Raw genomic sequence first — 23,337 nt, forward strand, 5'->3', positions numbered from 1 at the left:
TTGGGCAGATCAGCCCTTGAGGCGACGATCCCGCGCGGCCAGCAGCTTCAGGCGCAGGGCGTTCAGCTGGATGAAACCTGCCGCATCGGTCTGATCATAGGCACCGGCATCTTCTTCAAAGGTCACGTGCGCCTCGGAGTACAGCGAATGATCCGACCAGCGCGCCACGGTAAAGGCGGCCCCTTTGAACAGGCGTAGACGGACGGTGCCGGTGACGTGTTCCTGAGACTTGTCGATCAGGGCTTGCAGCATTTCGCGTTCGGGCGAGAACCAGAAACCGTTATAGATCAGCTCGGCATAGCGGGGCATGATCGAATCCTTCAGATGACCTGCACCGCTGTCCAGGGTGATCTGTTCGATGCCGCGGTGGGCCTCCAGCAGGATGGTGCCGCCCGGGGTTTCGTAGATGCCGCGCGACTTCATGCCAACGAAACGGTTCTCAACGAAATCCAGACGGCCGATGCCGTGGATTTTGCCGTATTCGTTCAGCTTGGTCAGGATGGTGGCGGGCGACATGGCCTCGCCGTTGATCGCAACCGCGTCACCCTTTTCAAAGGTGATCTCGATGAACTCGGGCTCGTCCGGGGCGGTGACAGGATCGTTGGTCCGCTGGTACACGTATTCGGGCGCCATGTCGGCGGGATCTTCCAGAACCTTGCCTTCCGAGGAGGTGTGCAGCAGGTTCGCGTCCACGCTGAACGGGGCCTCGCCACGTTTGTCCTTGGCAATCGGAATCTGGTTTTTCTCGGCGAAATCAATCAGTTTCGTGCGCGAGGTCAAGTCCCATTCGCGCCAGGGGGCGATCACCTTGATATCGGGGTTCAGCGCATAGCAGGCCAGTTCGAATCGAACCTGGTCGTTGCCTTTGCCGGTCGCGCCGTGGGCCACGGCATCGGCGCCGGTTTCGGCGGCGATCTCAACCAAACGCTGCGAGATCAGCGGGCGCGCGATCGAGGTGCCCAGCAGGTACAGACCCTCGTAAACGGCATTGGCACGGAACATCGGGAAAACGAAGTCTTTGACGAACTCTTCGCGGATGTCTTCGATATAGATGTTCTCGGGCTTGATCCCCAGCAACTCGGCCTTTTTGCGGGCTGGCTCCAGCTCTTCGCCTTGGCCCAGATCGGCGGTAAAGGTCACCACCTCGCAGCCATATTCGGTTTGCAGCCATTTCAGGATGATCGAGGTGTCGAGGCCACCGGAATAGGCCAGGACGACTTTCTTGGGCGCGGACATCGTTTTCCCCTTATTTCGCTAACTCTTGGGCGCTTATCGGGTTTTGGGGCCAAGGGCAAGACAGAGCCACATTCCGCCCACCGTAAACCTCGCCTCCCGGCCCGGTTGCGAAACTTGCCCGGCTCTTCTTTGCTCTTCAAATACTCAGAATGGGCATCGGTTGAATTGTGTACCACGGTCTATTTTCGCGCTGCCCCTTGCCTTTGTCCTCATGCTGTTTCACTGAAAACGCATGAGCGATTTTTTGACCCGAGTCCAAGCCGCCGAGCACGCTATGCGTCAGGTTTTTCCTGCCACTCCGCTGCAACGCAATGCCCATTTGTCTGAACGTTACAGCGCGGACATCTGGCTCAAGCGCGAGGATCTCTCACCCGTGCGGTCCTATAAGATCCGCGGCGCGCTGAACGCGATGCGCAAGGTGCGGGCCAGCGACCCGGAGCAGGGTTTGTTCGTTTGTGCCAGCGCCGGTAATCACGCGCAGGGCGTTGCCTATATGTGCAAGCAATACGGCGTGAAAGGCGTAATTTTTATGCCCGTCACGACGCCTCAGCAAAAGATCGCAAAGACCCGCATTTTTGGCGGCAAGAACATCGAAATTCAGCTGATCGGGGACTATTTTGACGACACGCTGTCGGCAGCTCAGGCCTACTGTCGGGACCAGGGCGCGCATTTCCTGGCGCCTTTTGATGATGATGACGTGATCGAAGGTCAGGCGACTGTCGCCGCCGAAATCCTGGCGCAGCTTGGGCAGGTCCCTGATCACGTGTTATTGCCCGTCGGCGGAGGAGGGCTGTCTGCGGGCGTGCGGCGTTTCCTGGGTTCAAAACCAAAGTACAGTTTTGTCGAGCCTCTGGGAGGGGGCAGTTTTCTGGCCGCGTTGCAAGCGGGCATGCCGGTCACCTTGGACAAGGTCGATTCGTTCGTCGATGGCGCGGCGGTTGCCTGTATTGGGCAGCGCACCTTTGCTTTGCTCAAGGACGTGACCCCAGAGAGTGTGATTCTGGCGCCCGAAGACAGGATCTGTACCACGATCTTGGAGATGCTGAACGTCGAGGGAGTCGTTCTGGAACCGGCGGGCGCGTTGGCGGTGGATGCTTTGGTGGATGTGGCTGATCAAATTCGTGGCAAGACGGTGGTGTGCGTCACCTCGGGCGGGAATTTCGATTTCGAACGTTTGCCCGAGGTGAAAGAGCGCGCACAGCGGTACTCGGGCGTAAAGAAATACTTCATCCTGCGTCTTCCACAACGTCCCGGTGCGTTGAAGGATTTTCTGGCGATTCTCGGCCCCGATGACGACATTGCCCGGTTCGAGTATCTCAAGAAATCAGCGCGGAACTTTGGGTCGGTCCTGATCGGGATCGAAACCACTCATGCCAGCAATTTCCATACGCTTTTCGCCCAGCTGGACCAGGAGGGGTTCATCTATCGCGATATTACCAACGATCAAACGCTTGCTGAGTTCCTGATTTAGGCGGCGAAACGAGCGGGCAGCTCCTCGCTGAACAGGTGACGCGAGGCATCAAAGCTACTGATTATTGCGGTCAGATCGACCTGGTCGGCATTGCCCATAGCGGCCTGTCGCTCTCCGACATGACATTTTTCAGAAAAATCTGCGAAACCGAGGTTCAGCGCGCTTCCTTTCAAAAAGTGCAAATCGCTTTCCAGCGCGCTTTCCTGAGGGTTGGTGCGCAGGGTTTCGATCACTTCCATGACCTCCTCTAGAAACAGATCAACGACCTCTTCAAAATCTTCCGCGCCTACCTGCTCACGTAGTTCCACGACCCGGTCCCAATCGATCATGTTGAATGCTCCTGACTGTGCCCGGTCAGTGTGCGCTTTATTTCTTAAGAACTTCTTAGATCGAGCGGTCGGTCGAAATTATGGCGCTTCACCTGTCGTTAAACCTCGATGCTGTATCAGCGAAACACTATCGGAATTATTCGCCGGAGATCAGGGTGAGGGACCTGAAAGAAAACAGCAGCCAGCCAGACACAGGGTCCGTCATTCGTGATGTCCTGGTTGTCGATGACAGCCGGCTGCAACGGCGAATCCTGGTCGCCTCTCTGGCGCGCTGGGGATATAATGTCCACGAGGCTGGCAGCGCCGAGGAAGCGCTGGAACTGTGCGAGGTCACGCCGCCGGATCTGGTGCTGAGCGATTGGATGATGCCCGGAATGGACGGGTTGGAATTCTGTCAGACGTTCCGAAAAATGCCGCGCGACAGCTATGGGTATTTTATCCTGCTCACCTCGAAAACAGAAAAAGAGGCCGTGGCCAAAGGGTTGGATTGTGGTGCGGATGATTTTCTGACCAAACCAGTCAACGCCACCGAATTGCGCGCGCGCATCAGCGCCGGGGAACGTATCCTGCGAATGGAGCGGGAGCTGACCGAAAAGAACTCGTTGATCGGGAAGACGCTGGCCAAACTACAATCGCTGTATGATGCGCTGGACAGCGATCTGATCGAAGCCAAGAAATTGCAGCAATCCCTGGTGCGGGACCGTTTTAAGGATTTCGGCGCCGCACAGGTCAGCCTGCTGTTGCGTCCCAGCGGTCATGTTGGTGGGGATCTGGTGGGGATGTATCCCATTTCCAAGCGGCGTGTGGGGTTGTTTGCAATCGACGTATCCGGCCACGGAATCAGTTCGGCGCTAATGACGGCGCGGCTGGCCGGATATCTCTCCTCGGCGGTTCCGGATCAAAATATAGCTCTGCAAAAACAAGAGGATGGCAGCTATGTTCCACTCCCTCCGTCCGAGGTGCTTGAACGCCTGAACACCATGGTGCTGGAAGAAATGGAGACCGAGCATTACTTCACCATGCTCTTGGCTGATTTCGATATGCAAAGTGGCGAGGTCAAGATGGTTCAGGCCGGCCATCCGCATCCGATTATTCAGCACCAGGATGGGTCTTGCACCATGGTAGGCACTGGCGGGATGCCGGTCGGGTTGCTGGACGGTGTTGGATTCGAGGAAACCAGCTTTACTCTGCAACCAGGCGAGCGATTTTTCATCCAGTCAGACGGCGTGACGGAATGCCCGGCCCCCGACGATTCGCTGCTGGACGAGTCGGGGCTGATGGAAATGCTGGTGGATCTCCAGCAAGTTCGCGGCCCGTCGTTGATGGAGGCCTTGATCTGGCGACTGTCCGATTATGCGGGCAATGACGACTTCCCCGATGATATATCCGCCGTCCTGCTGGAGTTTGGCGGCTTAGATCCACCCGTTTAGCAGTTGCGCGGCGAAATGGCGGTCACCGGAATTGCCCAGCAGATCGGCCGCGGTCTCGATCGGCATCCAATGGGCGGTGTGACCGTCTTCGGTGGGCTCGGCGATCTGGCGCACGGGACGGGCCACATAAATGGTGCAGATCTTTTCCGCCCAAATCTCGTATTCCGGCATAAAGGTGAATCGGCGAAAGGCCCCGACGCGCCGGGGCGCTGCGATGGTCCAGCCTGTTTCCTCTAGCACCTCGCGATACAGCGCCCCCACCGGCGATTCGCCTGGATCAATGCCGCCACCGGGCAGCTGGAATTCGGGCCAGGGATCTGCCTGGTGCGTCAGCAGCAAATCATCACCATCGGGCAACAAAACATAGGCTCCGGGTCGGCGGATATATTTCTGTCCCGGCTGGGGTGGAAGGCCAAAACGTCTGATCATGGGCTGAACCTCTTGCTCTTGGCCTTTGTCTTGCGGCCCCTATATTGACGCGGTATGCCAAGGCCAAGCCTGTAAGGAAACCCCATGACTATCGGAAATAAGCTTGCCTGGGACGACACCGTATTGCCGTTCCAACTGGATAAATCGGACATTCGCGGCCGCGTTGCCCGTTTGGACGGCGTTTTGAACGGAGTGCTGGAGCAGCACGATTACCCGCCTCAGGTCGAGGCGCTGGTGGCGGAAATGACGCTGTTGACCGCGCTGATCGGCCAGACGATCAAACTGCGTTGGAAGCTGTCGTTGCAGGTGCAATCAGATGGCCCCGTGCGGATGATCGCAACGGATTATTTCGGCCCGACAGAAGAGGGCGAACCGGCCCGCATTCGCGCCTATGCCAGCTATGATCCCGACCGTTTGACCGATGGCAAACCGTTTGATCAGGTGGGAAAGGGGTACTTTGCGATCATGATCGATCAGGGCAAAGGCATGGCGCCGTATCAGGGTCTGACGCCTCTGGCGGGCGGGTCCGTGTCGGCCTGTGCCGAGGCGTATTTCGCCCAATCTGAACAAATCCCCACCCGGTTCGAGCTGAATTTCGGCAAATCGGTGGAACCCGGCACCGGTGAATACTGGCGTGCGGGTGGCGTGATGTTGCAGCACATGCCCAAAGCCTCGCCCTTTGCCAAAGGCCAAGAGGCGACCGGGGATGCTGGTCTGTTGCACGCCCGCGATCTGGTGGATGGCGACGAGGCCGACAACTGGAACCGCGCGAATGTGCTGCTCAGCTCGGTCGAGGCGCTGGAGCTGATCGGGCCCAGCGTGACCCCCACCGACCTGCTGATCCGCCTGTTTCACGAAGAAGCACCCCGCGTGTTTGATGCCCAGCCGGTGCGATTTGGCTGTACCTGCTCCGAGGATCGCGTGCGCCAGACCATGTCCATCTATTCGCAGAAGGACATCGAAAAAATGACCACCCCCGAGGGCCGTCTGACCGCGGATTGCCAGTTCTGTGGGGCGCACTACGATCTGGACCCAAAAACACTGGGCATCGACGGAACGGCGGCTCAGAATGGCTGATCCTCTGGCCCACGTTCTGGCCGCGCTTCGGTCGTCGGGCGATACGTCCTCAGATTTTGATCTGAATCCCGAGGTCACGCTGCCCGAGGGCCGAAAACTGCGCTCGGCCGGGGTTTTGGTGGCCATGATCATGCACAAAGAAGAGCCGCACGTGATCCTGACCAAGCGGGCCTCGCATCTGAAACATCACCCGGGTCAGATTGCCTTTCCGGGTGGCAAACAGGACGAAGGCGATGCCGATGTGATCGCCGCCGCCCTGCGCGAAGCCCGCGAAGAGGTGGGCCTGAACCCCGATGTGGTCGAAGTTTTGGGCACCTTGCCGGCCCATGAAACCGTCACCGGCTTTGCCGTGACCCCAGTGTTGGCGCGCGTCACTGGCGCGTTTGATCCCGTGCCCGAACCTGGCGAGGTCGACGAGGTGTTCCTGGTGCCGTTGTCTCATGTCGCGACAGTGGCGCGGTTTTCGATCCAGGGACGCCGCTGGCGCGGGTCCATGCGGCACTATTTCACCGTGCCGTGGGGGCCATATTACATCTGGGGGGCCACCGCGCGGATTTTGCGTGCTTTGGCCGAACGGATGGGCTGAATGCAGGTCACGGGCGACTGGATATCCAACCCGGCGACGCAACAGGTCTGCGCGATGCTAGAGCAGGCAGGTCATAAGGCCTATTTCGTGGGCGGATGTGTGCGCAACGCGCTGATTGGGGCCGAGGTCGCGGATATCGATATCTGCACGGATGCCGCGCCTGACCGTGTGATCGATCTGGCCGAGCAATCCGGGTTTCACGCCATTCCCACCGGCATTGAGCACGGCACTGTCACCGTTGTCGCGGATCAAATTCCGCATGAAATCACCACGTTTCGCCGGGATATCGAAACCGATGGACGCCGTGCCGTCGTGGCCTTTTCCGATAACATCCATGATGACGCGCGGCGCCGAGATTTCACGATGAATGCGCTGTATGCCCGGGCGGATGGCTCGGTTTTGGACCCGCTGGATGGGATCGAGGACCTGAAACGCCGCCATGTGCGCTTTATCGAGGACCCCGCGCAACGCATTCGCGAGGATTACCTGCGAATCCTGCGGTTCTTCCGTTTCCATGCCTGGTATGGCGACCCGTCCGAGGGCCTGGATGCGGATGGATTGGCCGCCGTTGCGTCGAATACTGATGGTCTGGCAGGGCTTTCGGTTGAACGGATCACGTCGGAAATGCTCAAGTTGTTGGCCGCCGCTGATCCCGCGCCTTCGGTTGCCGCGATGCAGGCGTCGGGCGTGTTGATGCGTATTCTGCCGGGGGCCGAGGCTGACAAACTGGCCGTTCTTGTCCATCTGGAACAAGAGGCCGGGATCGCCCCGTTCTCGTTGCGGCGCCTGGCCGTTTTGGGCGAGGTTCAAGCAGACACGGCGCTACGCCTGTCCAATGCGCAAATCAAAACGCTGAAGATCCTAAGGGATGGGATTGGCGATATGCACCCGCTGCCCGAGATCGCCTATCGTCACGGGGCCGAGACAGCGCGTGACCTTGCCGTGTTGCGCGCTGCAATGTTTGAAACGCCCGTCGTTATGGATCAGGCTGCTTGGATACAGGCCGAGGCCGCGCAATTTCCCCTGACTGGGCGTGATTTGATGCCGGATTTGACGGGTCCGGCGCTGGGCAAGCGGCTGAAAGAGCTCGAATCAGACTGGATCGCATCCGGGTTTGCGCTGTCACGTGCGCAATTGCTGGCGCGGCGCTAGCGGAAATGGGCTTTTGGTGCGGGCGCGCCCGCGCTATCAGACGCTATGACTGAATATTCGATCAAACGCCTGGGCCATCAGGGTGATGGCATAGCGGATGGCCCCGTTTTTGCGCCCCTGACCCTGCCCGGCGAGGTCGTGACCGGCCAGTTGGACGGGCAGAAACTGACCGATATCCGCATCGTCCAGCCCTCGGATCAGCGCGTTGCTGCACCGTGTCGGCACTTTAAATCCTGTGGTGGCTGTCAGTTGCAGCACGCGCAGGATCAGTTTGTCGCCGATTGGAAAACCGATGTGGTGCGACACGCGCTGAACGCGCAGGGGATCGAGACCTCGTTTCGCCCGATTCTGACCTCGGGCCCGCAAACCCGGCGCCGGGCCAGCATTTCCGCCAGACGCACGAAAAAAGGCGCAACGGCGGGGTTTCACGCCCGCGCCTCGGGAACGATCATTCCCAATCCGGGGTGCCAGTTGTTGGATCCTGGGGTGATGCAGGCCTTTGCCGTGGCCGAGGATCTGGCCATCATCGGCGGCAGCCGCAAGGGCGAGCTTTCGGTTCTGGCCACTCTGTCCGAATCCGGGCTGGATTTGGCGGTCACAGGGGGTAAACCGCTGGACGGGCAGTTGCGGATCGCGTTGGCGGGGATGACAGAGAAACACAATTTGGCCCGGTTGGCGTGGCAGGACGAGGTCGTCGCCACCCGGCAATCCCCAATTCAGGATTTCGACGGTGTACAGGTGGTGCCGCCTGCCGGGGCGTTTCTGCAAGCGACGAAAGACGGAGAACAGGCGCTGCGCGATGCGGTGGCTGAAATCATCCAGGGCTGTGATCCGGTGGTCGATTTGTTTGCTGGCAGCGGCACGTTTGCCCTGCCTGCCGCCCGAAGCGCCGAGGTTCATGCCGTTGAAGGCTCTGCAGATATGATCGAGGCCCTGGACAAGGGTTGGCGTGAGGCAACGCGTCTGAAACGAGTCACCTCGCAGGCACGAGACCTGTTCCGCCGTCCCTTGTTGCCGGACGAGCTGTCGCCGTTCCGGGCCGCTGTCATCGATCCGCCGCGCGCCGGGGCCGAGGCGCAGACACGTGAACTGGCTCAATCGGGAATTCCTGTGATCGCCTTTGTGTCCTGCAACCCGGTGACCTTTGCGCGGGATGCGAAAACACTGATTGAAGCGGGCTATGGGTTGGATTGGGTGCAGGTCGTGGATCAGTTCCGCTGGTCCAGCCATGTTGAATTGGTGGGCAGCTTCACACTCACATCCGCGTGAGGGGCGAACCAAAGCTATTCACGCCGCGCGTGATCGGCTATCCCTACCCGCAAAATGGGCAGTGACATGATGCAGGTTCTCAAATTTCTGGTTCTGGGACTTTTCCTAAGCGCGGCGGCGGGCTGTTCGTCGAAGTTTAAAACCTATCATGGCCCCGAGGTCACACGCGTGGTTGTCTTCAAAGAAGATCGCCGCATGCACCTGTTGCACCACGACAAGGTGCTGAAATCCTATGATGTGGGTCTTGGGTTCGAGCCACTTGGCCACAAACGGGTCGAAGGTGACGGCAAAACGCCCGAGGGGCATTACATCATCGACCGGCGCAATCCCAACAGCGAATTCCACCTGTCGATCGGGATTTCCTACCCCAACGCCAATGATGTCGCGCGCGCGGCGGCGCTGGGCCAGGACCCGGGCGGCGAGATTTTCATCCACGGCAAGCCCAAGAAATACAAGGATGCGCCGCAGGATTGGACAGCTGGCTGCATTGCCGTGACAAACCGGCAGATGGAGCAAGTCTATGCGATGGTCAAGAACGGCACGCCGATCTCGATCTATCAATAAGGCTTAGTTGCCGGTCACCAGCGTCCACCAGATTTTGCCGTTATCCTCTTGGAACCAGCTGAACCCCATTTTTGTGGCGTTCGGGTTCAGGATCACGCGGCGGGTGTCTTCTTGTTCCATCCAGGCGCTCAGGGTTTCCAGCTCGGTTTCATAGGTTTCCGAGATGTTTTCTCCCAGGAACTGGCCCAGATATCCGACGCGCACAACGCGATCCAGCGGCGAGGACCCGTCAGAACCGAAATGCCACGGCCGGTTCTGCACCGACATATCGCGCGAATGCGTGGCAGCGGCGGCGTTCAGCTGCGCGTCCATTTCCAGCGCCACAGCCCCCGAGGCACTGCGCAGCGCATTGATCGAATCCAGCATACGGAATTGGATCTGCGGGCTTTGGCGTTCGGTGATGCGATACAGGCGGGGCAGGGGCTTGCCGTCTGGGCCCAGTTGGGGCTCGGTCGTGGTGGTACAGGCCGCAAGCCCTAAGGACGCGATAAGAAACAAACCCGACAGTCGCAGCATGAGAACCTTCCAATTTCTTGCCTACCCGGTCTAACGGCAACAGCGTTGCCTTTCAAACCCACTTCCGCGTGACCCGGCCAGATGACGCCTGTTTGATTTGCGACTGAGGCTTCTGCGCCATAATATGCAGGAAATCAAAAGGATCGAGGTTGTGTTCCGTCGTTTGGATACACCTACAGGAGTGGAATACATGAAACGCAGAGAGTTCTTGGCCGGTAGTACCGCCCTTTTGGGAACCCCGGCATTGGCGCAAAGCACAGATGAATCCGCCGCCGAGGCCTTCCAGCGCGCTGAAACCGTTGAGGTCGAGCGCGACATCAGCCAAGCCGTACGGCGCAACATTTCCAGTTTCCGATCGCTGGACTGGCAGCCGTATTTTGAGGACCTGAAGAACGGAGCGATCCTGGTCGATATTGATTCGCGGGCGCTGCATTACTGGTCGGCTGATGGTGGGACCTATAAACTCTACCCCTCCAGCGTGCCGCTGACGGACGATTTGACGCGCCGCGGCCGAACCAAGGTGACTCGCAAGGTCGATGGCCCCAGCTGGCGCCCGACCCCATCGATGAAGAAACGCAACCCCGAATGGCCTGATTATGTGCCTCCGGGGCCCAACAATCCGCTTGGAACCCACGCGTTGTACCTCAGCTGGACCTATTATCGGATTCACGGCACGCATGACACGCGCAAGATTGGGCGTCGCTCATCCAATGGGTGTATTGGCCTATACAACGAACATATTTCCGAACTGTTCGCATTGGCCAAAGTGGGCACGCAGGTGTTGCTAATTTGACGACATTTTGGCTCTCGCCACGGAACTAAGTCCAAGTTCTAATTGCATTTGCCTTAGTTTGCTGGTTAGACAAAGCTACGAGGTAAGTCTTGGGTGCTTGCCGTGTATTTGTGCGCGGTGGGCTTATATCTGGAGGATACTATGAAGAAACTCGTTCTCGCTGCTGCTCTGACCGCCGCCGCTTCGACCGCTTTCGCTGGCAACATGGCAGAGCCTGTCATCGAAGCTCCGGTTATCGTTGAAGAAGCTTCCAGCTCGTCCACCGGTGGCGTTCTGGTTCCGCTGATCATCCTGGCAGTTGTTGCAGCTATCGCAGCCGACTAATCCTATTAGTTAGGTCATAAAATCAAAAAAGGCGGTGGTTCGTTCCACCGCCTTTTTTCTTTGTCGGAAAATGACTGGTGGATCTTAATCCAGCCAGCCTTTCAGGTTGGTTTTCACCACATCAACCAGCGCCGATATATGCGCCGGATCATCATTCAGACAGGGAATATAGGTAAAGGTCTCGCCACCAGCGTGTTCAAAGCTTTCGCGGATTTCCTCGTTGATCTCTTCCAGGGTCTCGATGCAATCGGCGGAAAAGGCGGGGGCGATCACGGCAATGTTCTTTTTCCCTTCGCGTGCCAGATCGGCCACGTGGTCCACGGTATAAGGTTTCAGCCATTCCTCGGGGCCGAAAACCGATTGAAAGGTCGTGGTCAGATCGGTGTCGGCCCAGCCGAGCCGCTCTTTCAACAGACGAGAGGTTTTCTGACACTGGCAGTGATAAGGATCGCCTTCCATCAAATAGCGTTTGGGCATCCCGTGATAGGACACGACCAGAATATCGGGGCGCGTGTCCAGCTGCGCATAGGCCGTTTCAACGGATTGAGCCAGCGCATCGATATAGGCCGGGCTATCGAAATAGGGCTCGATCGTGCGGGCGGCGGGTTGGCGTTTCTCGGCCATCAAAGCGCGAAAAAACTGGTCATTCGCCGTGCCCGAGGTTGCGCCGGCATATTGCGGATACAGCGGCACGAACAGGATCTTGGTGCAGCCCGCGGCGACCATCTCGCGTACTTTTGACGGGGTCGACGGATTGCCATAGCGCATACAGAAATCCACCATCACCTGATCGCCATAAAGATCGCTCAGCGCCGCATCCAGGGCGGCTGTTTGATCCTTGGTGATCGTCATCAGCGGGGATTCATTTTTGTCCGTATTCCAGATCGACCGATACGCCGCCCCGCTGGAAAAGGGGCGTTTTGTCAGGATGATCAGCTGCAACAGTGGTTGCCATTTCCACGACGGATAGTCGATCACCCGTTTATCCGACAGAAATTCGTTCAGATAGCGCCGCATCGACCAGTAATCTGTGTCATCCGGCGTGCCCAGATTGGCGAACAGAATGCCCACCTTTTCAGCGGGAATTTTCGGGTGGTCGTCCGGGGCATGAGCCGGGCAGCGGGCGGTATCAGTCATTGGCGCGAATAATCCTGTCTTGCGGGCTGACACAGGACATAAGCGCCTCAGGCCTCAGGTCAATCGGACAATTTGGTCTCTTTTGTGCCCAGGGCATCCGCCAGCCGTGCCGAGGCCGATCCGGGGCGCAGCGGTTGCGGTTGGCTGTCGTCCGGGGCCCATCCAAGCAGGAAGATCAGCTCGAACGTGGCGTTGATCCGGCCTTGATCGTCGCCATAGGTCCGAGCATAGATCTCGGCCGCTTTGTCGAAGACCGCCCGCCGGGTGGGGCGCCTCAGGCGGGTCTCGAGCGCGTTGTTTTCCCCCATCGCTCGCAGATCGCGCATCAGGTGGAACATGCTTTGATAGCTGACGGTCAGCGGAATGCTGTCAGCGACAGGCAGGGCCAGCCCAGAGCGCTGCAATAGCCCGCCAAGATCGCGAATCTCGGCCATTGGAGCGACGCGGGGGGACAGGCCTCCGGTGATCTGGGATTCCGCTTCGGCCAGACAGGCGCGCAGTTCTTGCAAGGTTTGCCCGCCAAACATCCCCGCCAGGAACAACCCGTCGGGGCGCAGCGCACGGTGGCATTGGATCATCTGACCAACCGGATCATTCGCCCAATGCAGCGCCATGGCATGAATCACCAGATCATGCGCCTGGGGGTCCAGTTCCAGCACCTCGGTATCCGCAACGATCTTGGCCGCCGGAAAGGCTTGCGCCCAGAAATCGGGAAAACCGGTCACGATGGCGGGTGATTGAAAGGTTTTGTTAACCAAAGAGAGGCGATCCTGAAATTCCTCGACAGCGGTTTCTTGCAGGAACATCGCGGGATCTTGCAGGGCCCGCATACGATTGCGGGTCATGGCGATCGGGTCTGTCAGTTTGGGCGCGTCAGTCATGAAAGGTCTGATAATGGGGTAAAGGAAAAGTTTCAAACCGCCTTGCGTCTGGTCTATCCCCCGCGCTGCCTGTGCTGTGGCGAAATGGTCGAGAGCGAGTTTGGCCTATGTGGTCCGTGTTGGCGGGATTTGCCCTTTATCACCGGTCTGACCTGCGAGGGATGCGGCACGCCGTTGATGGGTGACTCAGACGATGTCGAGTTTTGTGACGAGTGCCTGACCACTCCGCGCCCCTGGTCGCGGGGGCGCGCAGCGTTTCTGTACGATGGAAACGCACGAAAAATGATTCTGGCCCTGAAACACGGGGACAGGCACGAAATCGCGCGCGGCGCTGGGCAATGGATGATGAATGCCGGCCGGGACCTGCTGCAAGAGGGCGCGATTCTGGCGCCGATCCCGCTGCATTGGACCCGTATGGTCAGTCGGCGATACAATCAGGCGGCTTTGCTGGCCCAGTCTGTGGCGCGCCTTTCGGGGTTGGAAACCTGTCCTGACCTGCTGCATCGCACCCGCAAAACCGTTTCGACCCAAGGTATGAGCCGCGATGACAGGTTCGCGCAGATGCAGGACTCGATCCTGATTCCACCCTCGCGCCGCGCGTTGATCGCTGGAAAAAACATTGTGCTGGTTGATGATGTTATGACCACAGGTGCCACTTTAACAGCCGCTGCGGATGCATGTTTGGCGGCAGGCGCCTGCGATGTTTCGGCGCTGGTACTGGCGCGCGTTGCCATGACGCCCTAGATTTCGGACAAAGCATTCCAAAAGGAACTGTCCGAATGAAACCTGTCGAGATTTATACCTCGCCCATGTGTGGGTTCTGCCACGCGGCCAAGCGCTTGCTGACCAAGAAGGGCGTGGACTTCACCGAGATTGACGTCTGGGCCGCGCCCGAGCGCAAGCCCGAGATGATCCAGCGCGCGAATGGCGGGCGAACCGTGCCTCAGATTTTCGTGGGCGAGACCCATGTGGGCGGATGCGACGACCTGTATGAACTGGAAGGCGCTGGGAAACTGGACGCGTTGCTGGCCTGATGCGTCTGGCCCTGCTGCAATTGAACGTCAGCGATGACCCGGTCGCCAATCTGGAGGTGACCCGCGCCTATCTGGCCGAGGCCGCCGCTGGTGGAGCGGATTTTGCGCTGACGCCCGAGGTCACGAATTGCCTGTCCGCCAGTCGCAGCTGGCAGGAGCAGGTCTTGCAGTTGCAACAGGATGATCTGACGCTGGCCGCTCTGTGCGAGGACGCCAAGGCGCTGGGCATGTGGTTGTTGATTGGCTCTTTGGCGTTGAAAACCGGGGATGCGGATGGGCGATTCGCCAACCGGTCGTTCATGATCGACCCGGATGGTCAGATCGCCGGGCAATATGACAAGATCCACATGTTCGATGTTGCGGTCTCGCCCGAGGAAACCTATCGCGAATCCGATGGTTATCGGCCCGGCACGCAGGCCAGTGTGGTCAGAACTCCGTTTGGCACTGTGGGGCAAAGCATCTGTTATGACCTGCGATTTGCCTATCTGTATCGCGCGCTGGCGCAGGCGGGTGCCGAGATCCTGACAATTCCGGCCGCGTTTTCACCGGTGACTGGCGCCGCTCATTGGGAGGTCCTTCTGCGCGCTCGTGCCATTGAAACGGGGTGCTTCGTGCTTGCCCCGGCGCAGACCGGCACCCACGAGAACCATCGCGGCAAGATCCGCAAAACCTATGGGCACAGCATGGTAATTGCGCCTTGGGGCGAGATTCTGGCAGATGCCGGTACGGAACCCGGCGTAACATTCGTTGATATTGACGTGTCAGACGTGGCACAAGCACGCGCACGTGTCCCTGCGCTGACACATGACCGAAAGTTTGACGGACCCAAATGAACGACGCGACCAACGCCTTAGCCATCACCCTGTTCAGCGAGCTTCTGACGGCCGACCAATTGGTGCGCAACCGTCTGAGCAAGGTGCTGCCCAAAGGGATGGAAATTTCGCATTTCTCGGTGCTGAACCATCTGGCGGGCATGTCGGATGAACGCAGCCCGGCCCAGTTGGCCAAAAGCTTTCACGTTACGCGCGGGGCGATGACCAATACGCTGTCGAAACTGGAATGGGCCGGGTACATCCATATCCGCCCCGATTGGGATGATGCGCGGCGCAAGATGGTGGCGATCAGCCCTGCGGGACGGCAGGCGCGGGATGCGGCGTTGGCGGCAATCTCGCCCATGATCTCCGAGTTGGTGGGCGATCTGGGCGATGCCAAGGTGCGCGCTGCCCTACCAATTCTACGAGAGCTGCGTCTGCGGCTTGAGGAGCAATAGGCTCTATTTCAGAGCCGAATGCAGGTTGCTGGGCAGGAATTCCGTATAGCTGTAAGTGGCCACCTTGGCGCTGACGAAAGGATCATCGGCCAGATAGTCCTGCGCAGCTTGCAGGCTTTCGGCATGCATCACAATCACCCCACCCGTGCGCGGCACCTTGGCGCCCGACGCCAGGAACCGACCCTGATCATAAGCGGCGCGCACGAAATCCAGATGCGGCTCTAACACGGGCTGAATTTGCTCCATCGGGACGGTGTATTCCAGATCGACGATGAACAGAGAGTGACCTTCGGGGACAACGCTCATGCTTGGTCCTTGGTGCTGGCGGTGACGTAGTTCACGGACAGGTCACGATCAGAAATCGACCACTGCCACGAGATCGGGTTGAACACGAATCCCTTGCGATCCACCGGGGTCAGGCCCGCATTCTGGATCAGGGAGTACAGCTCGTCCGGAGTGATGAACTTGTTCCATTCATGCGTGCCCTTGGGCAGCCAGCGCATTACGTATTCGGCACCGACAATCGCCATGGCAAAGGATTTGGGATTGCGGTTGATGGTCGAGCACAGCATCAACCCGCCCGGTTTCAGCAGGTCATGACAGGCGGTCAGATAGGCCAGCGGATCGGCGACATGCTCGACCACCTCCATGTTCAGGACCACGTCGAATTGTTCACCGTTTGCGGCCAGTTCCTCGGCCGTGATGTTGCGATAATCGATCGTCAGCCCCGATTGTTCCGCGTGAACCTGTGCGACGGGGATGTTCCCGGCCGCCGCATCCGCCCCAATGACCGTAGCGCCCAGACGCGCCATGGGCTCGCTTAGCAGCCCGCCACCGCAGCCAATATCCAGCAGGCGCAGACCCCTGAACGGTTCCGGCTGGGTCAGATCCCGTCCGAATTCGCCCGCGATCTGGCGGGTGATGTAATCCAGACGGCAGGGATTCATCAGGTGCAGCGGCTTGAACTTGCCCTTGGGGTCCCACCATTCGGCGGCCATTGCCTCGAATTTCGCCACTTCGGACGGATCAACGGTGGTCTGAGCGGTTTGCATTCTGCTCTCCATATGCTCTTTTGGTCTTAGATCCCTATATAGGATGATTATGGACAAATTCTCGGGCCAAAAAAGCGCAGTTCAATATCTGTACCCGCCGATTGATCCTTTTGATCAGCGGATGCTGGATGTTGGCGACGGGCACAAGATCTATCTGGAGCAATCGGGAAACCCCGATGGCATCCCCGTGGTGGTGTTCCATGGCGGCCCGGGTGGCGGGTGCAGCCCGGCGATGCGGCGCTATTTTGACCCGAATGTGTACCGAATCATCCTGTTTGATCAGCGCGGGTGCGGGCGATCGCGGCCCCATGCCTCGGTCTCGGAAAACACGACCTGGCATCTGGTGCAGGACATCGAGCTGATCCGTGAAACGTTGGAGATCTCGCAATGGATCGTGTTTGGCGGCAGCTGGGGGGCGACCCTGGCGCTGATCTATGCCCAGGCGCATCCCGAACCGGTGCTGGCGCTGATTCTGCGGGGGGTGTTCCTGGCCACTCTGGCCGAGCTGGACTGGTTCTATGGTGGTGGCGCGGGCAAATTCTGGCCCGAAACCTGGGCGCGCTTTGCTGATCTGATCCCCGAGGGTGAACAGCACGACATGATCGCGGCCTATAACAAGCGTCTGTTCAGCGGGCACATCCCGACCGAGATCAAATACGCGCGCGCTTGGGCGCAGTGGGAAAATGCGCTGGCCTCGATCCAGTCGTCAGGCCACGGGGGCGAGGCACCGGGCGAATACGCGCGGGCCTTTGCGCGGCTGGAAAACCACTATTTCACCCACGGTGCGTTCCTGGATTATGACGGCCAGATCCTGGATCGAATCGACAGGATCGCCCATATCCCCGGCGTGATCGTGCAGGGCCGGTATGATATGATCTGCCCGCCGGAAAACGCCTGGAAACTGGCCCGTGCCTGGCCCAATGCCGAGCTGCGGATGGTCAAACACGCAGGCCACGCTCTGAGCGAACCGGGCATCAGCGCCGAGCTGGTCCGCACCATGGACCGTATCGCCGAAGACAGCAGCCACGGCTGACGTCAGCTTTTGCTTGCAGATTCGGGATCAGGGGCCTATATGGGCTTCAACAGCGGTGCGCTGGGGCCTTGGTCCTGACGCTCCATCGGAAAATTCGACGGGCCGCTGGCCCGTTTTTTTGTGCCTGAATGAACAAGGCGTGGATGAAGTATGAACAACGACCTGATAGCCAAAACCGCGATTGATCGCCGGATGGCCGAAATTGTCGGACCCGTGATCGAGGACATGGGCTTTGAACTGGTGCGCGTGCGCCTGATGGGCGGCAAGACCAACACGCTGCAAATCATGGCCGAACGCCCCGAAGGCGGGATCGAAGTGGACCAGTGCGCCGATATCAGCACTGCCATTTCCGCCATTCTGGATGTCGAAGACCCCTTGGTGGACCAATATGTGCTAGAGGTGTCCAGCCCCGGCATCGACCGCCCGCTGACCCGGATGAAGGACTTTGAGACCTTCGAGGGCTACGAGGCCAAGCTGGAAACCGCCGACATGGTCGCTGGGCGCAAACGCTTTAAGGGCGAGCTGGCCGGCACCGAGGATGACGAGGTTCTGATCAACATCGAGGAACACGGCGAAACCGTCACCGTGGGCCTGAAATTCGACTGGCTGGCCGATGCCAAGCTGGTTCTGACCGACGACCTGATCAAGGAAATGCTGCGCCAGCGCAAGGCGGCGGGCACTCTGAACGAAGACAATTTTGACGAAATCGAAACCGATACCGGTTCCCAGGAGGACTGAAACCCATGGCAATCACTTCTGCAAACCAGTTGGAACTGCTGCAAACCGCCGAGGCCGTCGCCCGCGAAAAGATGATCGACCCCGGTCTGGTCGTCGAAGCAATGGAAAAGTCGCTGGCCCGCGCCGCGAAATCTCGCTACGGCAGCGAAATGGACATCCGCGTGTCCATCGACCGCAAGACCGGTAAGGCCACCTTTACCCGCGTCCGCACCGTGGTCGAGGATGAAGAGCTGGAAAACTACCAGGCCGAGCTGACCGTCGAGCAGGCCAAGCAATACATGTCTGAACCTGCCGTCGGCGACACCTATGTCGAAGAAATCCCCCCGGTTGAACTGGGCCGGATTGCGGCTCAGTCCGCGAAACAGGTGATCCTGCAGAAAGTCCGCGAAGCCGAGCGTGATCGCCAGTTCGCTGAATTCGAAGACCGCGTCGGCACCATCATCAACGGCACCGTGAAGCGCGAAGAGTACGGCAACGTGATCGTCGATGTGGGCCGTGGCGAGGCCATCCTGCGCCGCAACGAAAAGATCGGCCGCGAGGCCTACCGCCCCAACGACCGTATTCGCTGCTATATCAAGGACGTGCGCCGCGAAACCCGTGGCCCGCAGATCTTCCTCAGCCGCACCGCGCCCGAATTCATGGCCGAGCTGTTCAAGATGGAAGTGCCCGAGATTTACGATGGCATCATCGAGATCAAAGCTGTGGCCCGTGATCCCGGCTCGCGCGCGAAGATCGCTGTGATCAGCTATGATGGCTCGATCGACCCGGTTGGTGCCTGTGTGGGTATGCGCGGCAGCCGCGTTCAGGCCGTCGTGAACGAGCTGCAGGGCGAGAAAATCGACATCATCCCGTGGAACGAGGACACCCCCACCTTCCTGGTGAACGCGCTGCAACCGGCCGAGGTTTCCAAGGTGGTTCTGGACGAAGATGCCGAGCGGATCGAAGTTGTGGTTCCCGACGAACAGCTGTCGCTGGCCATCGGTCGCCGTGGTCAGAACGTGCGTCTGGCCAGCCAGCTGACTGCGCTGGACATCGACATCATGACCGAATCCGAGGACAGCATCAAACGCCAGAAAGAGTTCGAAGAACGCACCAAGCTGTTCATGAACGCGCTGGACGTGGACGAATTCTTTGCCCAGCTGCTGGTGGCCGAAGGCTTCACCAACCTCGAAGAAGTCGCTTATGTTGAAATCGACGAGCTGCTGAACATCGACGGCGTGGACGAAGGCACCGCAGGTGAACTGCAGGCTCGCGCCCGGGACGTGCTGGAGGCCGAAGCCCGCGCCGCGCTGGAACGCGCACGCGAACTGGGTGTCGAGGACAGCCTGGTTGACTTTGACGGCCTGACACCCCAGATGATTGCAGCCCTGGCCGAAGATGGCGTGAAAACGCTGGAAGACTTCGCCACCTGCGCCGACTGGGAATTGGCCGGCGGCTGGACCACGGTCGAGGGCGAGCGCGTCAAGGATGACGGTCTGCTGGAACCCTATGACGTTTCGCTGGAAGAAGCCCAAAGCCTGATCATGACCGCCCGCATCGCGCTGGGCTGGGTCGATCCGGCCGAGCTGGAAGCTGACGAAGAAGAAACCGAAGAAGCCATCGACGCCGAGGAAGGCGCCGAAGACTGAACCCAAACCTAGGGGCCTAAACGCATGACGCGTGGTGGAAAAACCAAGCATCGGGATGATGGTCCCGAACGCAAATGCATCGCCACTGGCGAGGTTCAGCCCAAACATGGGCTGATCCGCTTCGTCGTGGGCCCCGAAGGGCAGGTCGTGCCGGACCTGGCTGAGAAACTGCCCGGTCGCGGGATTTGGGTTTCGGCCGATCGCAAGGCGCTGGAAACGGCCATCGCGAAGAAGATGTTCTCGCGTTCGGCCAAACAGCAGGTGCAAGCCGCCGCCGATCTGATTGATCAGACCGAAGCGCTGCTGACTCGGCGTGTGATCGACCTGATCAGCCTGGCGCGCAAAGGCGGCAGTGCCGTGGCCGGGTTCGAAAAGGTCAAAGATTGGCTGGTCAAAGAAGAAGCCGAAGTGCTGATTTAGGCCTCTGATGGATCAGGTCGCGGCAAGTCCAAATTGAGCACCCCGCATTACGGGTCGTTCATTGGATGGCTGACGGCAGACGAATTGGGACAGGCCTTCGGGCGACAAACTGTAATTCACGTTGCGCTAGGCGCTGGAGGTTTGACGCGACGTGTTGTAGATGAAGCCGCAAGACTTAAAGGTTTGCGAGCTTCGGACGGCGGATCCGACCGCCGGAAAGGATAAAGAGCCACATGAGCGAGAACGACGGTAAAAAGACTTTGGGTGTCCGTGGTGGAGGCCCCCGCGCGGGCAATGTGAAGCAAAGCTTCAGCCATGGCCGGACCAAGAACGTCGTGGTGGAAACCAAGCGCAAACGCGTTGTGGTGCCCAAGCCTGGTGCGGCCAAGTCTGGCGGCTCGGGCAATCCGGCACTGGGTGATCCCAAGAAACGGCCTGCTGGCATTTCCGATGCGGAAATGGAGCGCCGCCTGAAAGCATTGCAAGCCGCCAAGGCGCGCGAAGTCGAAGAGGCCGCCAAGCGCGAAGCCGAAGAAAAAGCCCGCGAGGAAGCCCGCGAACGCCGGCGCGCCGAGGCCGAGGCCAAAGAGCGCGAAGAACGTGAGCGTGAAGAAGCGCTGAAAGCCAAGGCCGAAGAAGAAGCCCGCAAGAAACGCGAAGCCGAAGAAGCCGCCAAACGCGCCGCTGCCGAAGCTGCTGCTGCGGCCAGCGCCCCGGCTCCGGCTGCGGATGACAAGAAACCCGCGGCCCGCAAGCCCAAAGAGGGGGCTCCGGTCCAACCTGCGCGTCCCCGCAAGGAACGCGAAGACCAGCGTGGCCGCAAAGGTCGCGATGATGGTCGCCGCTCGGGTAAACTGACCCTGAACCAGGCTCTGTCCGGTGGGGAAGGTGGGCGCCAGAAATCCATGGCCGCGATGAAGCGGAAACAGGAACGTCTGCGCCAGAAAGCCATGGGCCAGCAAGAGCGCGAAAAGATCGTACGCGACGTGCAGGTTCCCGAAACCATCGTGGTTTCGGAACTGGCGAACCGTATGGCCGAACGCGTGGCTGACGTGGTCAAAGAGCTCATGAAAATGGGCATGATGGTCACGCAGAACCAATCGATTGACGTGGATACTGCGGAACTGATCGTCGAAGAGTTCGGCCACAAGATCGTGCGTGTGTCGGATGCTGACGTCGAGGACGTGATCGACACCGTCGAAGACAAAGAAGACGATCTGAAGTCGCGCCCGCCCGTGATCACCATCATGGGTCACGTGGACCACGGTAAAACCTCGCTGCTGGATGCGATTCGCAACGCGAACGTGACCGCGGGCGAGGCTGGCGGCATCACCCAGCACATCGGTGCCTATCAGGTGACCACCGAATCCGGCGCTGTGCTGAGCTTCCTGGATACGCCCGGCCACGCGGCCTTTACCTCGATGCGTTCGCGCGGGGCTCAGGTGACGGATATCGTGGTTCTGGTTGTTGCGGCGGATGACTCGGTCATGCCGCAGACGATCGAGGCGATTAACCACTCCAAGGCCGCTGGCGTTCCGATGATCGTCGCGATCAACAAATGTGACCGCCCCGAGGCTGACCCGATGAAGGTCCGCACCGAGCTGCTGCAACACGAAGTGGTCGTCGAAGCCATGTCCGGTGAGGTTCAGGACGTTGAAGTGTCCGCCAAGACCGGCCAGGGCCTGGAAGAACTGCTGGAAGCCATCGCGCTGCAGGCCGAGATTCTGGAACTGAAAGCCAACCCCGACCGCGCCGCCGAAGGTGCCGTGATCGAGGCTCAGCTGGATGTGGGTCGTGGCCCCGTTGCCACCGTTCTGGTTCAAAAAGGCACGCTGCGCCAAGGCGATATCTTCGTCGTGGGCGAGCAGTGGGGTAAAGTCCGCGCGTTGGTCGACGACAAAGGCGACCGCGTGAAAGAGGCCGGTCCGTCCGTTCCGGTCGAGGTTCTGGGTCTGAACGGCACCCCCGAAGCGGGTGACGTGCTGAACGTGGTCGATACCGAAGCGCAAGCGCGCGAGATCGCGGATTACCGTATCGGCGTCGCCAAGGAAAAACGCGCCGCTGCCGGTGCCGCGACCACCCTGGAACAGCTGATGCAGAAGGCCAAGGACGACCAGAACGTCGCCGAGCTGCCGATCCTGGTCAAAGCTGACGTGCAGGGCTCGGCCGAGGCCATCGTTCAGGCGATGGAAAAAATCGGCAACGATGAGGTCCGCGTGCGCGTGCTGCACTATGGTGTGGGTGCGATCACGGATACGGATATCGGTCTGGCCGAAGCCTCGGGTGCGCCGGTCATGGGCTTTAACGTCCGTGCGAACGCCTCGGCGCGGAACTCGGCCAACCAGAAGGGTGTTGAGATCCGGTACTACTCGGTGATCTATGACCTGGTGGACGACGTGAAAGCTGCCGCAAGCGGCCTGCTGAGCGCCGAAATCCGCGAAAACTTCATCGGTTACGCCGAGATCAAAGAGGTCTTCAAGGTGTCCGGTGTTGGCAAGGTGGCCGGTTGTATCGTCACCGAAGGTGTGGCCCGCCGCTCGGCCGGTGTTCGCCTTCTGCGCGACAACGTGGTGATCCACGAAGGCACGCTGAAGACGCTGAAACGCTTCAAGGACGAGGTCAAAGAAGTCCAGTCCGGTCAGGAATGTGGTATGGCCTTTGAAAACTACGACGACATCCGCCCGCAGGATGTGATCGAGATTTTCGAACGCGAGGAGGTCGAGCGCCAGCTCGACTGATCCGCGATCGGATAGACAAAGAAAAAAGGGGATGGTGGAAACCATCCCCTTTTTTCTTCTGGTTGCTTGATAGGTTACGCTGCCCTACTTGGAACAGGCTTGCCGGCAAATTCTCGGTCGCCGACACGCACAAGGATCTTCCCATCCGGAAGTCCACGGACGAACGTACCTTGAACGGAAACACAGCTTCCAATCACGATAGTTCTCAGCAAGTCAAATCCTCCCCAAAA

The 23,337-nt window shown here is 59.5% G+C and carries 25 protein-coding genes and 1 pseudogene; 18 read left to right on the top strand and 8 right to left on the bottom strand.

Annotation, left to right across the window (positions count from 1 at the left end; genetic code table 11):
• Positions 1 to 9 precede the first annotated feature (9 nt).
• The gene (locus ACXADQ_RS06410; protein ID WP_475317058.1) at positions 10 to 1,236 is read right to left on the bottom strand and encodes an argininosuccinate synthase; all 1,227 of its coding nucleotides are present in this window, start codon (positions 1,234 to 1,236) and stop codon (positions 10 to 12) included.
• Positions 1,237 to 1,468: 232 nt separating this feature from the next.
• Between ACXADQ_RS06410 and ilvA the strand changes: the two genes are divergently transcribed.
• On the top strand, positions 1,469 to 2,707 hold the full coding sequence (ilvA, locus tag ACXADQ_RS06415) for a threonine ammonia-lyase IlvA (protein WP_475317066.1): 1,239 nt from the start codon (positions 1,469 to 1,471) through the stop codon (positions 2,705 to 2,707).
• Here ilvA and ACXADQ_RS06420 read toward each other — a convergent pair.
• Complete coding sequence (locus ACXADQ_RS06420; RefSeq protein WP_475317072.1) at positions 2,704 to 3,036, bottom strand: Hpt domain-containing protein; 333 nt, start codon at positions 3,034 to 3,036, stop codon at positions 2,704 to 2,706. The two genes, ilvA and ACXADQ_RS06420, sit on opposite strands and share 4 nt — an antisense overlap.
• A gap of 155 nt (positions 3,037 to 3,191) precedes the next feature.
• Here ACXADQ_RS06420 and ACXADQ_RS06425 point away from each other — a divergent pair, with 155 nt between their 5' ends.
• Positions 3,192 to 4,466 (top strand): PP2C family protein-serine/threonine phosphatase, encoded by a 1,275-nt coding sequence (locus tag ACXADQ_RS06425; RefSeq protein WP_475317078.1) that lies wholly within the window; start codon positions 3,192 to 3,194, stop codon positions 4,464 to 4,466.
• Here ACXADQ_RS06425 and ACXADQ_RS06430 read toward each other — a convergent pair.
• The gene (locus tag ACXADQ_RS06430) at positions 4,449 to 4,895 is read right to left on the bottom strand and encodes an NUDIX hydrolase (RefSeq protein WP_475317080.1); all 447 of its coding nucleotides are present in this window, start codon (positions 4,893 to 4,895) and stop codon (positions 4,449 to 4,451) included. The genes ACXADQ_RS06425 and ACXADQ_RS06430 overlap by 18 nt on opposite strands.
• Before the next feature lie 84 nt (positions 4,896 to 4,979).
• Between ACXADQ_RS06430 and hslO the strand changes: the two genes are divergently transcribed.
• From hslO to ACXADQ_RS06455, 5 genes are all read left to right on the top strand, one after another.
• Positions 4,980 to 5,972, top strand: a complete 993-nt coding sequence (gene hslO, locus ACXADQ_RS06435) for an Hsp33 family molecular chaperone HslO (protein WP_475317083.1) — start codon at positions 4,980 to 4,982, stop codon at positions 5,970 to 5,972.
• Positions 5,965 to 6,558, top strand: a complete 594-nt coding sequence (locus tag ACXADQ_RS06440; protein ID WP_475317089.1) for a CoA pyrophosphatase — start codon at positions 5,965 to 5,967, stop codon at positions 6,556 to 6,558. The genes hslO and ACXADQ_RS06440 overlap by 8 nt, the downstream gene beginning before the upstream one ends.
• Positions 6,559 to 7,710: a CCA tRNA nucleotidyltransferase gene (locus ACXADQ_RS06445; protein ID WP_475317096.1), complete on the top strand. Its 1,152-nt coding sequence runs from the start codon at positions 6,559 to 6,561 to the stop codon at positions 7,708 to 7,710.
• Positions 7,711 to 7,755: 45 nt separating this feature from the next.
• Positions 7,756 to 8,979, top strand: a complete 1,224-nt coding sequence (locus tag ACXADQ_RS06450; RefSeq protein WP_475317100.1) for a class I SAM-dependent RNA methyltransferase — start codon at positions 7,756 to 7,758, stop codon at positions 8,977 to 8,979.
• A gap of 69 nt (positions 8,980 to 9,048) precedes the next feature.
• Positions 9,049 to 9,543 carry a L,D-transpeptidase family protein gene (locus ACXADQ_RS06455; RefSeq protein WP_475326039.1) on the top strand — a complete coding sequence of 165 codons (495 nt, stop codon included), beginning with the start codon at positions 9,049 to 9,051 and terminating at the stop codon, positions 9,541 to 9,543.
• Between the two features lie 3 nt (positions 9,544 to 9,546).
• Here the strand turns inward: ACXADQ_RS06455 and dalA are convergent, their stop codons facing one another.
• Positions 9,547 to 10,059, bottom strand: coding sequence for a divisome-associated lipoprotein DalA (gene dalA / locus ACXADQ_RS06460; protein ID WP_475317103.1), 513 nt, complete (start codon positions 10,057 to 10,059; stop codon positions 9,547 to 9,549).
• A 190-nt stretch (positions 10,060 to 10,249) separates the two neighbouring features.
• Between dalA and ACXADQ_RS06465 the strand changes: the two genes are divergently transcribed.
• The gene (locus ACXADQ_RS06465; RefSeq protein WP_475317106.1) at positions 10,250 to 10,852 is read left to right on the top strand and encodes a L,D-transpeptidase; all 603 of its coding nucleotides are present in this window, start codon (positions 10,250 to 10,252) and stop codon (positions 10,850 to 10,852) included.
• A gap of 141 nt (positions 10,853 to 10,993) precedes the next feature.
• Complete coding sequence (locus ACXADQ_RS06470) at positions 10,994 to 11,176, top strand: hypothetical protein (RefSeq protein WP_475317108.1); 183 nt, start codon at positions 10,994 to 10,996, stop codon at positions 11,174 to 11,176.
• 84 nt (positions 11,177 to 11,260) lie between these two features.
• Here ACXADQ_RS06470 and hemH read toward each other — a convergent pair whose 3' ends face one another.
• Positions 11,261 to 12,313 (bottom strand): ferrochelatase, encoded by a 1,053-nt coding sequence (hemH, locus tag ACXADQ_RS06475; RefSeq protein ID WP_475317112.1) that lies wholly within the window; start codon positions 12,311 to 12,313, stop codon positions 11,261 to 11,263.
• A gap of 59 nt (positions 12,314 to 12,372) precedes the next feature.
• The gene (locus ACXADQ_RS06480) at positions 12,373 to 13,194 is read right to left on the bottom strand and encodes a methyltransferase domain-containing protein (RefSeq protein ID WP_475317114.1); all 822 of its coding nucleotides are present in this window, start codon (positions 13,192 to 13,194) and stop codon (positions 12,373 to 12,375) included.
• Positions 13,195 to 13,236: 42 nt separating this feature from the next.
• Here ACXADQ_RS06480 and ACXADQ_RS06485 point away from each other — a divergent pair, with 42 nt between their 5' ends.
• Genes ACXADQ_RS06485 through ACXADQ_RS06500 form a run of 4 tightly spaced genes read left to right on the top strand, consistent with a single transcriptional unit; the run spans position 13,237 to position 15,498 of the window.
• Positions 13,237 to 13,938, top strand: a complete 702-nt coding sequence (locus ACXADQ_RS06485; RefSeq protein ID WP_475317116.1) for a double zinc ribbon domain-containing protein — start codon at positions 13,237 to 13,239, stop codon at positions 13,936 to 13,938.
• A 35-nt stretch (positions 13,939 to 13,973) separates the two neighbouring features.
• Complete coding sequence (grxC, locus tag ACXADQ_RS06490; protein WP_475317123.1) at positions 13,974 to 14,228, top strand: glutaredoxin 3; 255 nt, start codon at positions 13,974 to 13,976, stop codon at positions 14,226 to 14,228.
• On the top strand, positions 14,228 to 15,061 hold the full coding sequence (locus ACXADQ_RS06495; RefSeq protein ID WP_475317129.1) for a carbon-nitrogen hydrolase family protein: 834 nt from the start codon (positions 14,228 to 14,230) through the stop codon (positions 15,059 to 15,061). The genes grxC and ACXADQ_RS06495 overlap by 1 nt, the downstream gene beginning before the upstream one ends.
• Entirely contained in the window at positions 15,058 to 15,498 is a 441-nt protein-coding gene (locus ACXADQ_RS06500) for a MarR family winged helix-turn-helix transcriptional regulator (RefSeq protein WP_475317134.1), read from the top strand. The genes ACXADQ_RS06495 and ACXADQ_RS06500 overlap by 4 nt, the downstream gene beginning before the upstream one ends.
• A gap of 3 nt (positions 15,499 to 15,501) precedes the next feature.
• On the opposite strand, the gene ACXADQ_RS06505 is transcribed toward ACXADQ_RS06500, so the two are convergent.
• Both ACXADQ_RS06505 and ubiG read right to left on the bottom strand, forming a co-directional pair.
• A complete protein-coding gene (locus ACXADQ_RS06505; protein ID WP_475317140.1) occupies positions 15,502 to 15,804 on the bottom strand; it encodes a YciI family protein in 303 nt (100 codons plus the stop codon).
• Positions 15,801 to 16,550, bottom strand: coding sequence for a bifunctional 2-polyprenyl-6-hydroxyphenol methylase/3-demethylubiquinol 3-O-methyltransferase UbiG (ubiG, locus tag ACXADQ_RS06510; RefSeq protein WP_475317146.1), 750 nt, complete (start codon positions 16,548 to 16,550; stop codon positions 15,801 to 15,803). The genes ACXADQ_RS06505 and ubiG overlap by 4 nt, the downstream gene beginning before the upstream one ends.
• Before the next feature lie 49 nt (positions 16,551 to 16,599).
• Here ubiG and pip point away from each other — a divergent pair, with 49 nt between their 5' ends.
• The 5 genes and pseudogenes from pip (at position 16,600) to infB (ending at position 23,107) form a co-directional block, all read left to right on the top strand.
• Positions 16,600 to 17,583, top strand: a complete 984-nt coding sequence (gene pip / locus ACXADQ_RS06515) for a prolyl aminopeptidase (RefSeq protein ID WP_475317151.1) — start codon at positions 16,600 to 16,602, stop codon at positions 17,581 to 17,583.
• 150 nt (positions 17,584 to 17,733) lie between these two features.
• The gene (gene rimP / locus ACXADQ_RS06520) at positions 17,734 to 18,321 is read left to right on the top strand and encodes a ribosome maturation factor RimP (RefSeq protein ID WP_475317156.1); all 588 of its coding nucleotides are present in this window, start codon (positions 17,734 to 17,736) and stop codon (positions 18,319 to 18,321) included.
• 5 nt (positions 18,322 to 18,326) lie between these two features.
• A complete protein-coding gene (nusA, locus tag ACXADQ_RS06525; RefSeq protein WP_475317162.1) occupies positions 18,327 to 19,949 on the top strand; it encodes a transcription termination factor NusA in 1,623 nt (540 codons plus the stop codon).
• Between the two features lie 24 nt (positions 19,950 to 19,973).
• A pseudogene (locus tag ACXADQ_RS06530) lies at positions 19,974 to 20,594 on the top strand (RNA-binding protein).
• 8 nt (positions 20,595 to 20,602) lie between these two features.
• The gene (gene infB / locus ACXADQ_RS06535) at positions 20,603 to 23,107 is read left to right on the top strand and encodes a translation initiation factor IF-2 (protein ID WP_475317166.1); all 2,505 of its coding nucleotides are present in this window, start codon (positions 20,603 to 20,605) and stop codon (positions 23,105 to 23,107) included.
• Positions 23,108 to 23,337 lie beyond the last annotated feature (230 nt).

The sequence above is a fragment of the Thalassovita sp. ABM4_323 genome (assembly GCF_056158665.1).

Coding starts and splice junctions, on each gene's coding strand:
- hemH (WP_475317112.1), bottom strand. CDS start 12,313: ATGACTGATACCGCCCGCTGCCCGGCTCATGCCCCGGACGACCACCCG.
- ACXADQ_RS06450 (WP_475317100.1), top strand. CDS start 7,756: ATGACTGAATATTCGATCAAACGCCTGGGCCATCAGGGTGATGGCATA.
- ACXADQ_RS06500 (WP_475317134.1), top strand. CDS start 15,058: ATGAACGACGCGACCAACGCCTTAGCCATCACCCTGTTCAGCGAGCTT.
- ACXADQ_RS06465 (WP_475317106.1), top strand. CDS start 10,250: ATGAAACGCAGAGAGTTCTTGGCCGGTAGTACCGCCCTTTTGGGAACC.
- ACXADQ_RS06470 (WP_475317108.1), top strand. CDS start 10,994: ATGAAGAAACTCGTTCTCGCTGCTGCTCTGACCGCCGCCGCTTCGACC.
- ACXADQ_RS06480 (WP_475317114.1), bottom strand. CDS start 13,194: ATGACTGACGCGCCCAAACTGACAGACCCGATCGCCATGACCCGCAAT.
- nusA (WP_475317162.1), top strand. CDS start 18,327: ATGGCAATCACTTCTGCAAACCAGTTGGAACTGCTGCAAACCGCCGAG.
- ilvA (WP_475317066.1), top strand. CDS start 1,469: ATGAGCGATTTTTTGACCCGAGTCCAAGCCGCCGAGCACGCTATGCGT.
- pip (WP_475317151.1), top strand. CDS start 16,600: ATGGACAAATTCTCGGGCCAAAAAAGCGCAGTTCAATATCTGTACCCG.
- ACXADQ_RS06410 (WP_475317058.1), bottom strand. CDS start 1,236: ATGTCCGCGCCCAAGAAAGTCGTCCTGGCCTATTCCGGTGGCCTCGAC.
- infB (WP_475317166.1), top strand. CDS start 20,603: ATGAGCGAGAACGACGGTAAAAAGACTTTGGGTGTCCGTGGTGGAGGC.
- ACXADQ_RS06420 (WP_475317072.1), bottom strand. CDS start 3,036: ATGATCGATTGGGACCGGGTCGTGGAACTACGTGAGCAGGTAGGCGCG.
- hslO (WP_475317083.1), top strand. CDS start 4,980: ATGACTATCGGAAATAAGCTTGCCTGGGACGACACCGTATTGCCGTTC.
- ubiG (WP_475317146.1), bottom strand. CDS start 16,550: ATGCAAACCGCTCAGACCACCGTTGATCCGTCCGAAGTGGCGAAATTC.
- ACXADQ_RS06505 (WP_475317140.1), bottom strand. CDS start 15,804: ATGAGCGTTGTCCCCGAAGGTCACTCTCTGTTCATCGTCGATCTGGAA.
- ACXADQ_RS06495 (WP_475317129.1), top strand. CDS start 14,228: ATGCGTCTGGCCCTGCTGCAATTGAACGTCAGCGATGACCCGGTCGCC.
- ACXADQ_RS06455 (WP_475326039.1), top strand. CDS start 9,049: ATGCAGGTTCTCAAATTTCTGGTTCTGGGACTTTTCCTAAGCGCGGCG.
- ACXADQ_RS06445 (WP_475317096.1), top strand. CDS start 6,559: ATGCAGGTCACGGGCGACTGGATATCCAACCCGGCGACGCAACAGGTC.
- ACXADQ_RS06440 (WP_475317089.1), top strand. CDS start 5,965: ATGGCTGATCCTCTGGCCCACGTTCTGGCCGCGCTTCGGTCGTCGGGC.
- grxC (WP_475317123.1), top strand. CDS start 13,974: ATGAAACCTGTCGAGATTTATACCTCGCCCATGTGTGGGTTCTGCCAC.
- ACXADQ_RS06430 (WP_475317080.1), bottom strand. CDS start 4,895: ATGATCAGACGTTTTGGCCTTCCACCCCAGCCGGGACAGAAATATATC.
- rimP (WP_475317156.1), top strand. CDS start 17,734: ATGAACAACGACCTGATAGCCAAAACCGCGATTGATCGCCGGATGGCC.
- dalA (WP_475317103.1), bottom strand. CDS start 10,059: ATGCTGCGACTGTCGGGTTTGTTTCTTATCGCGTCCTTAGGGCTTGCG.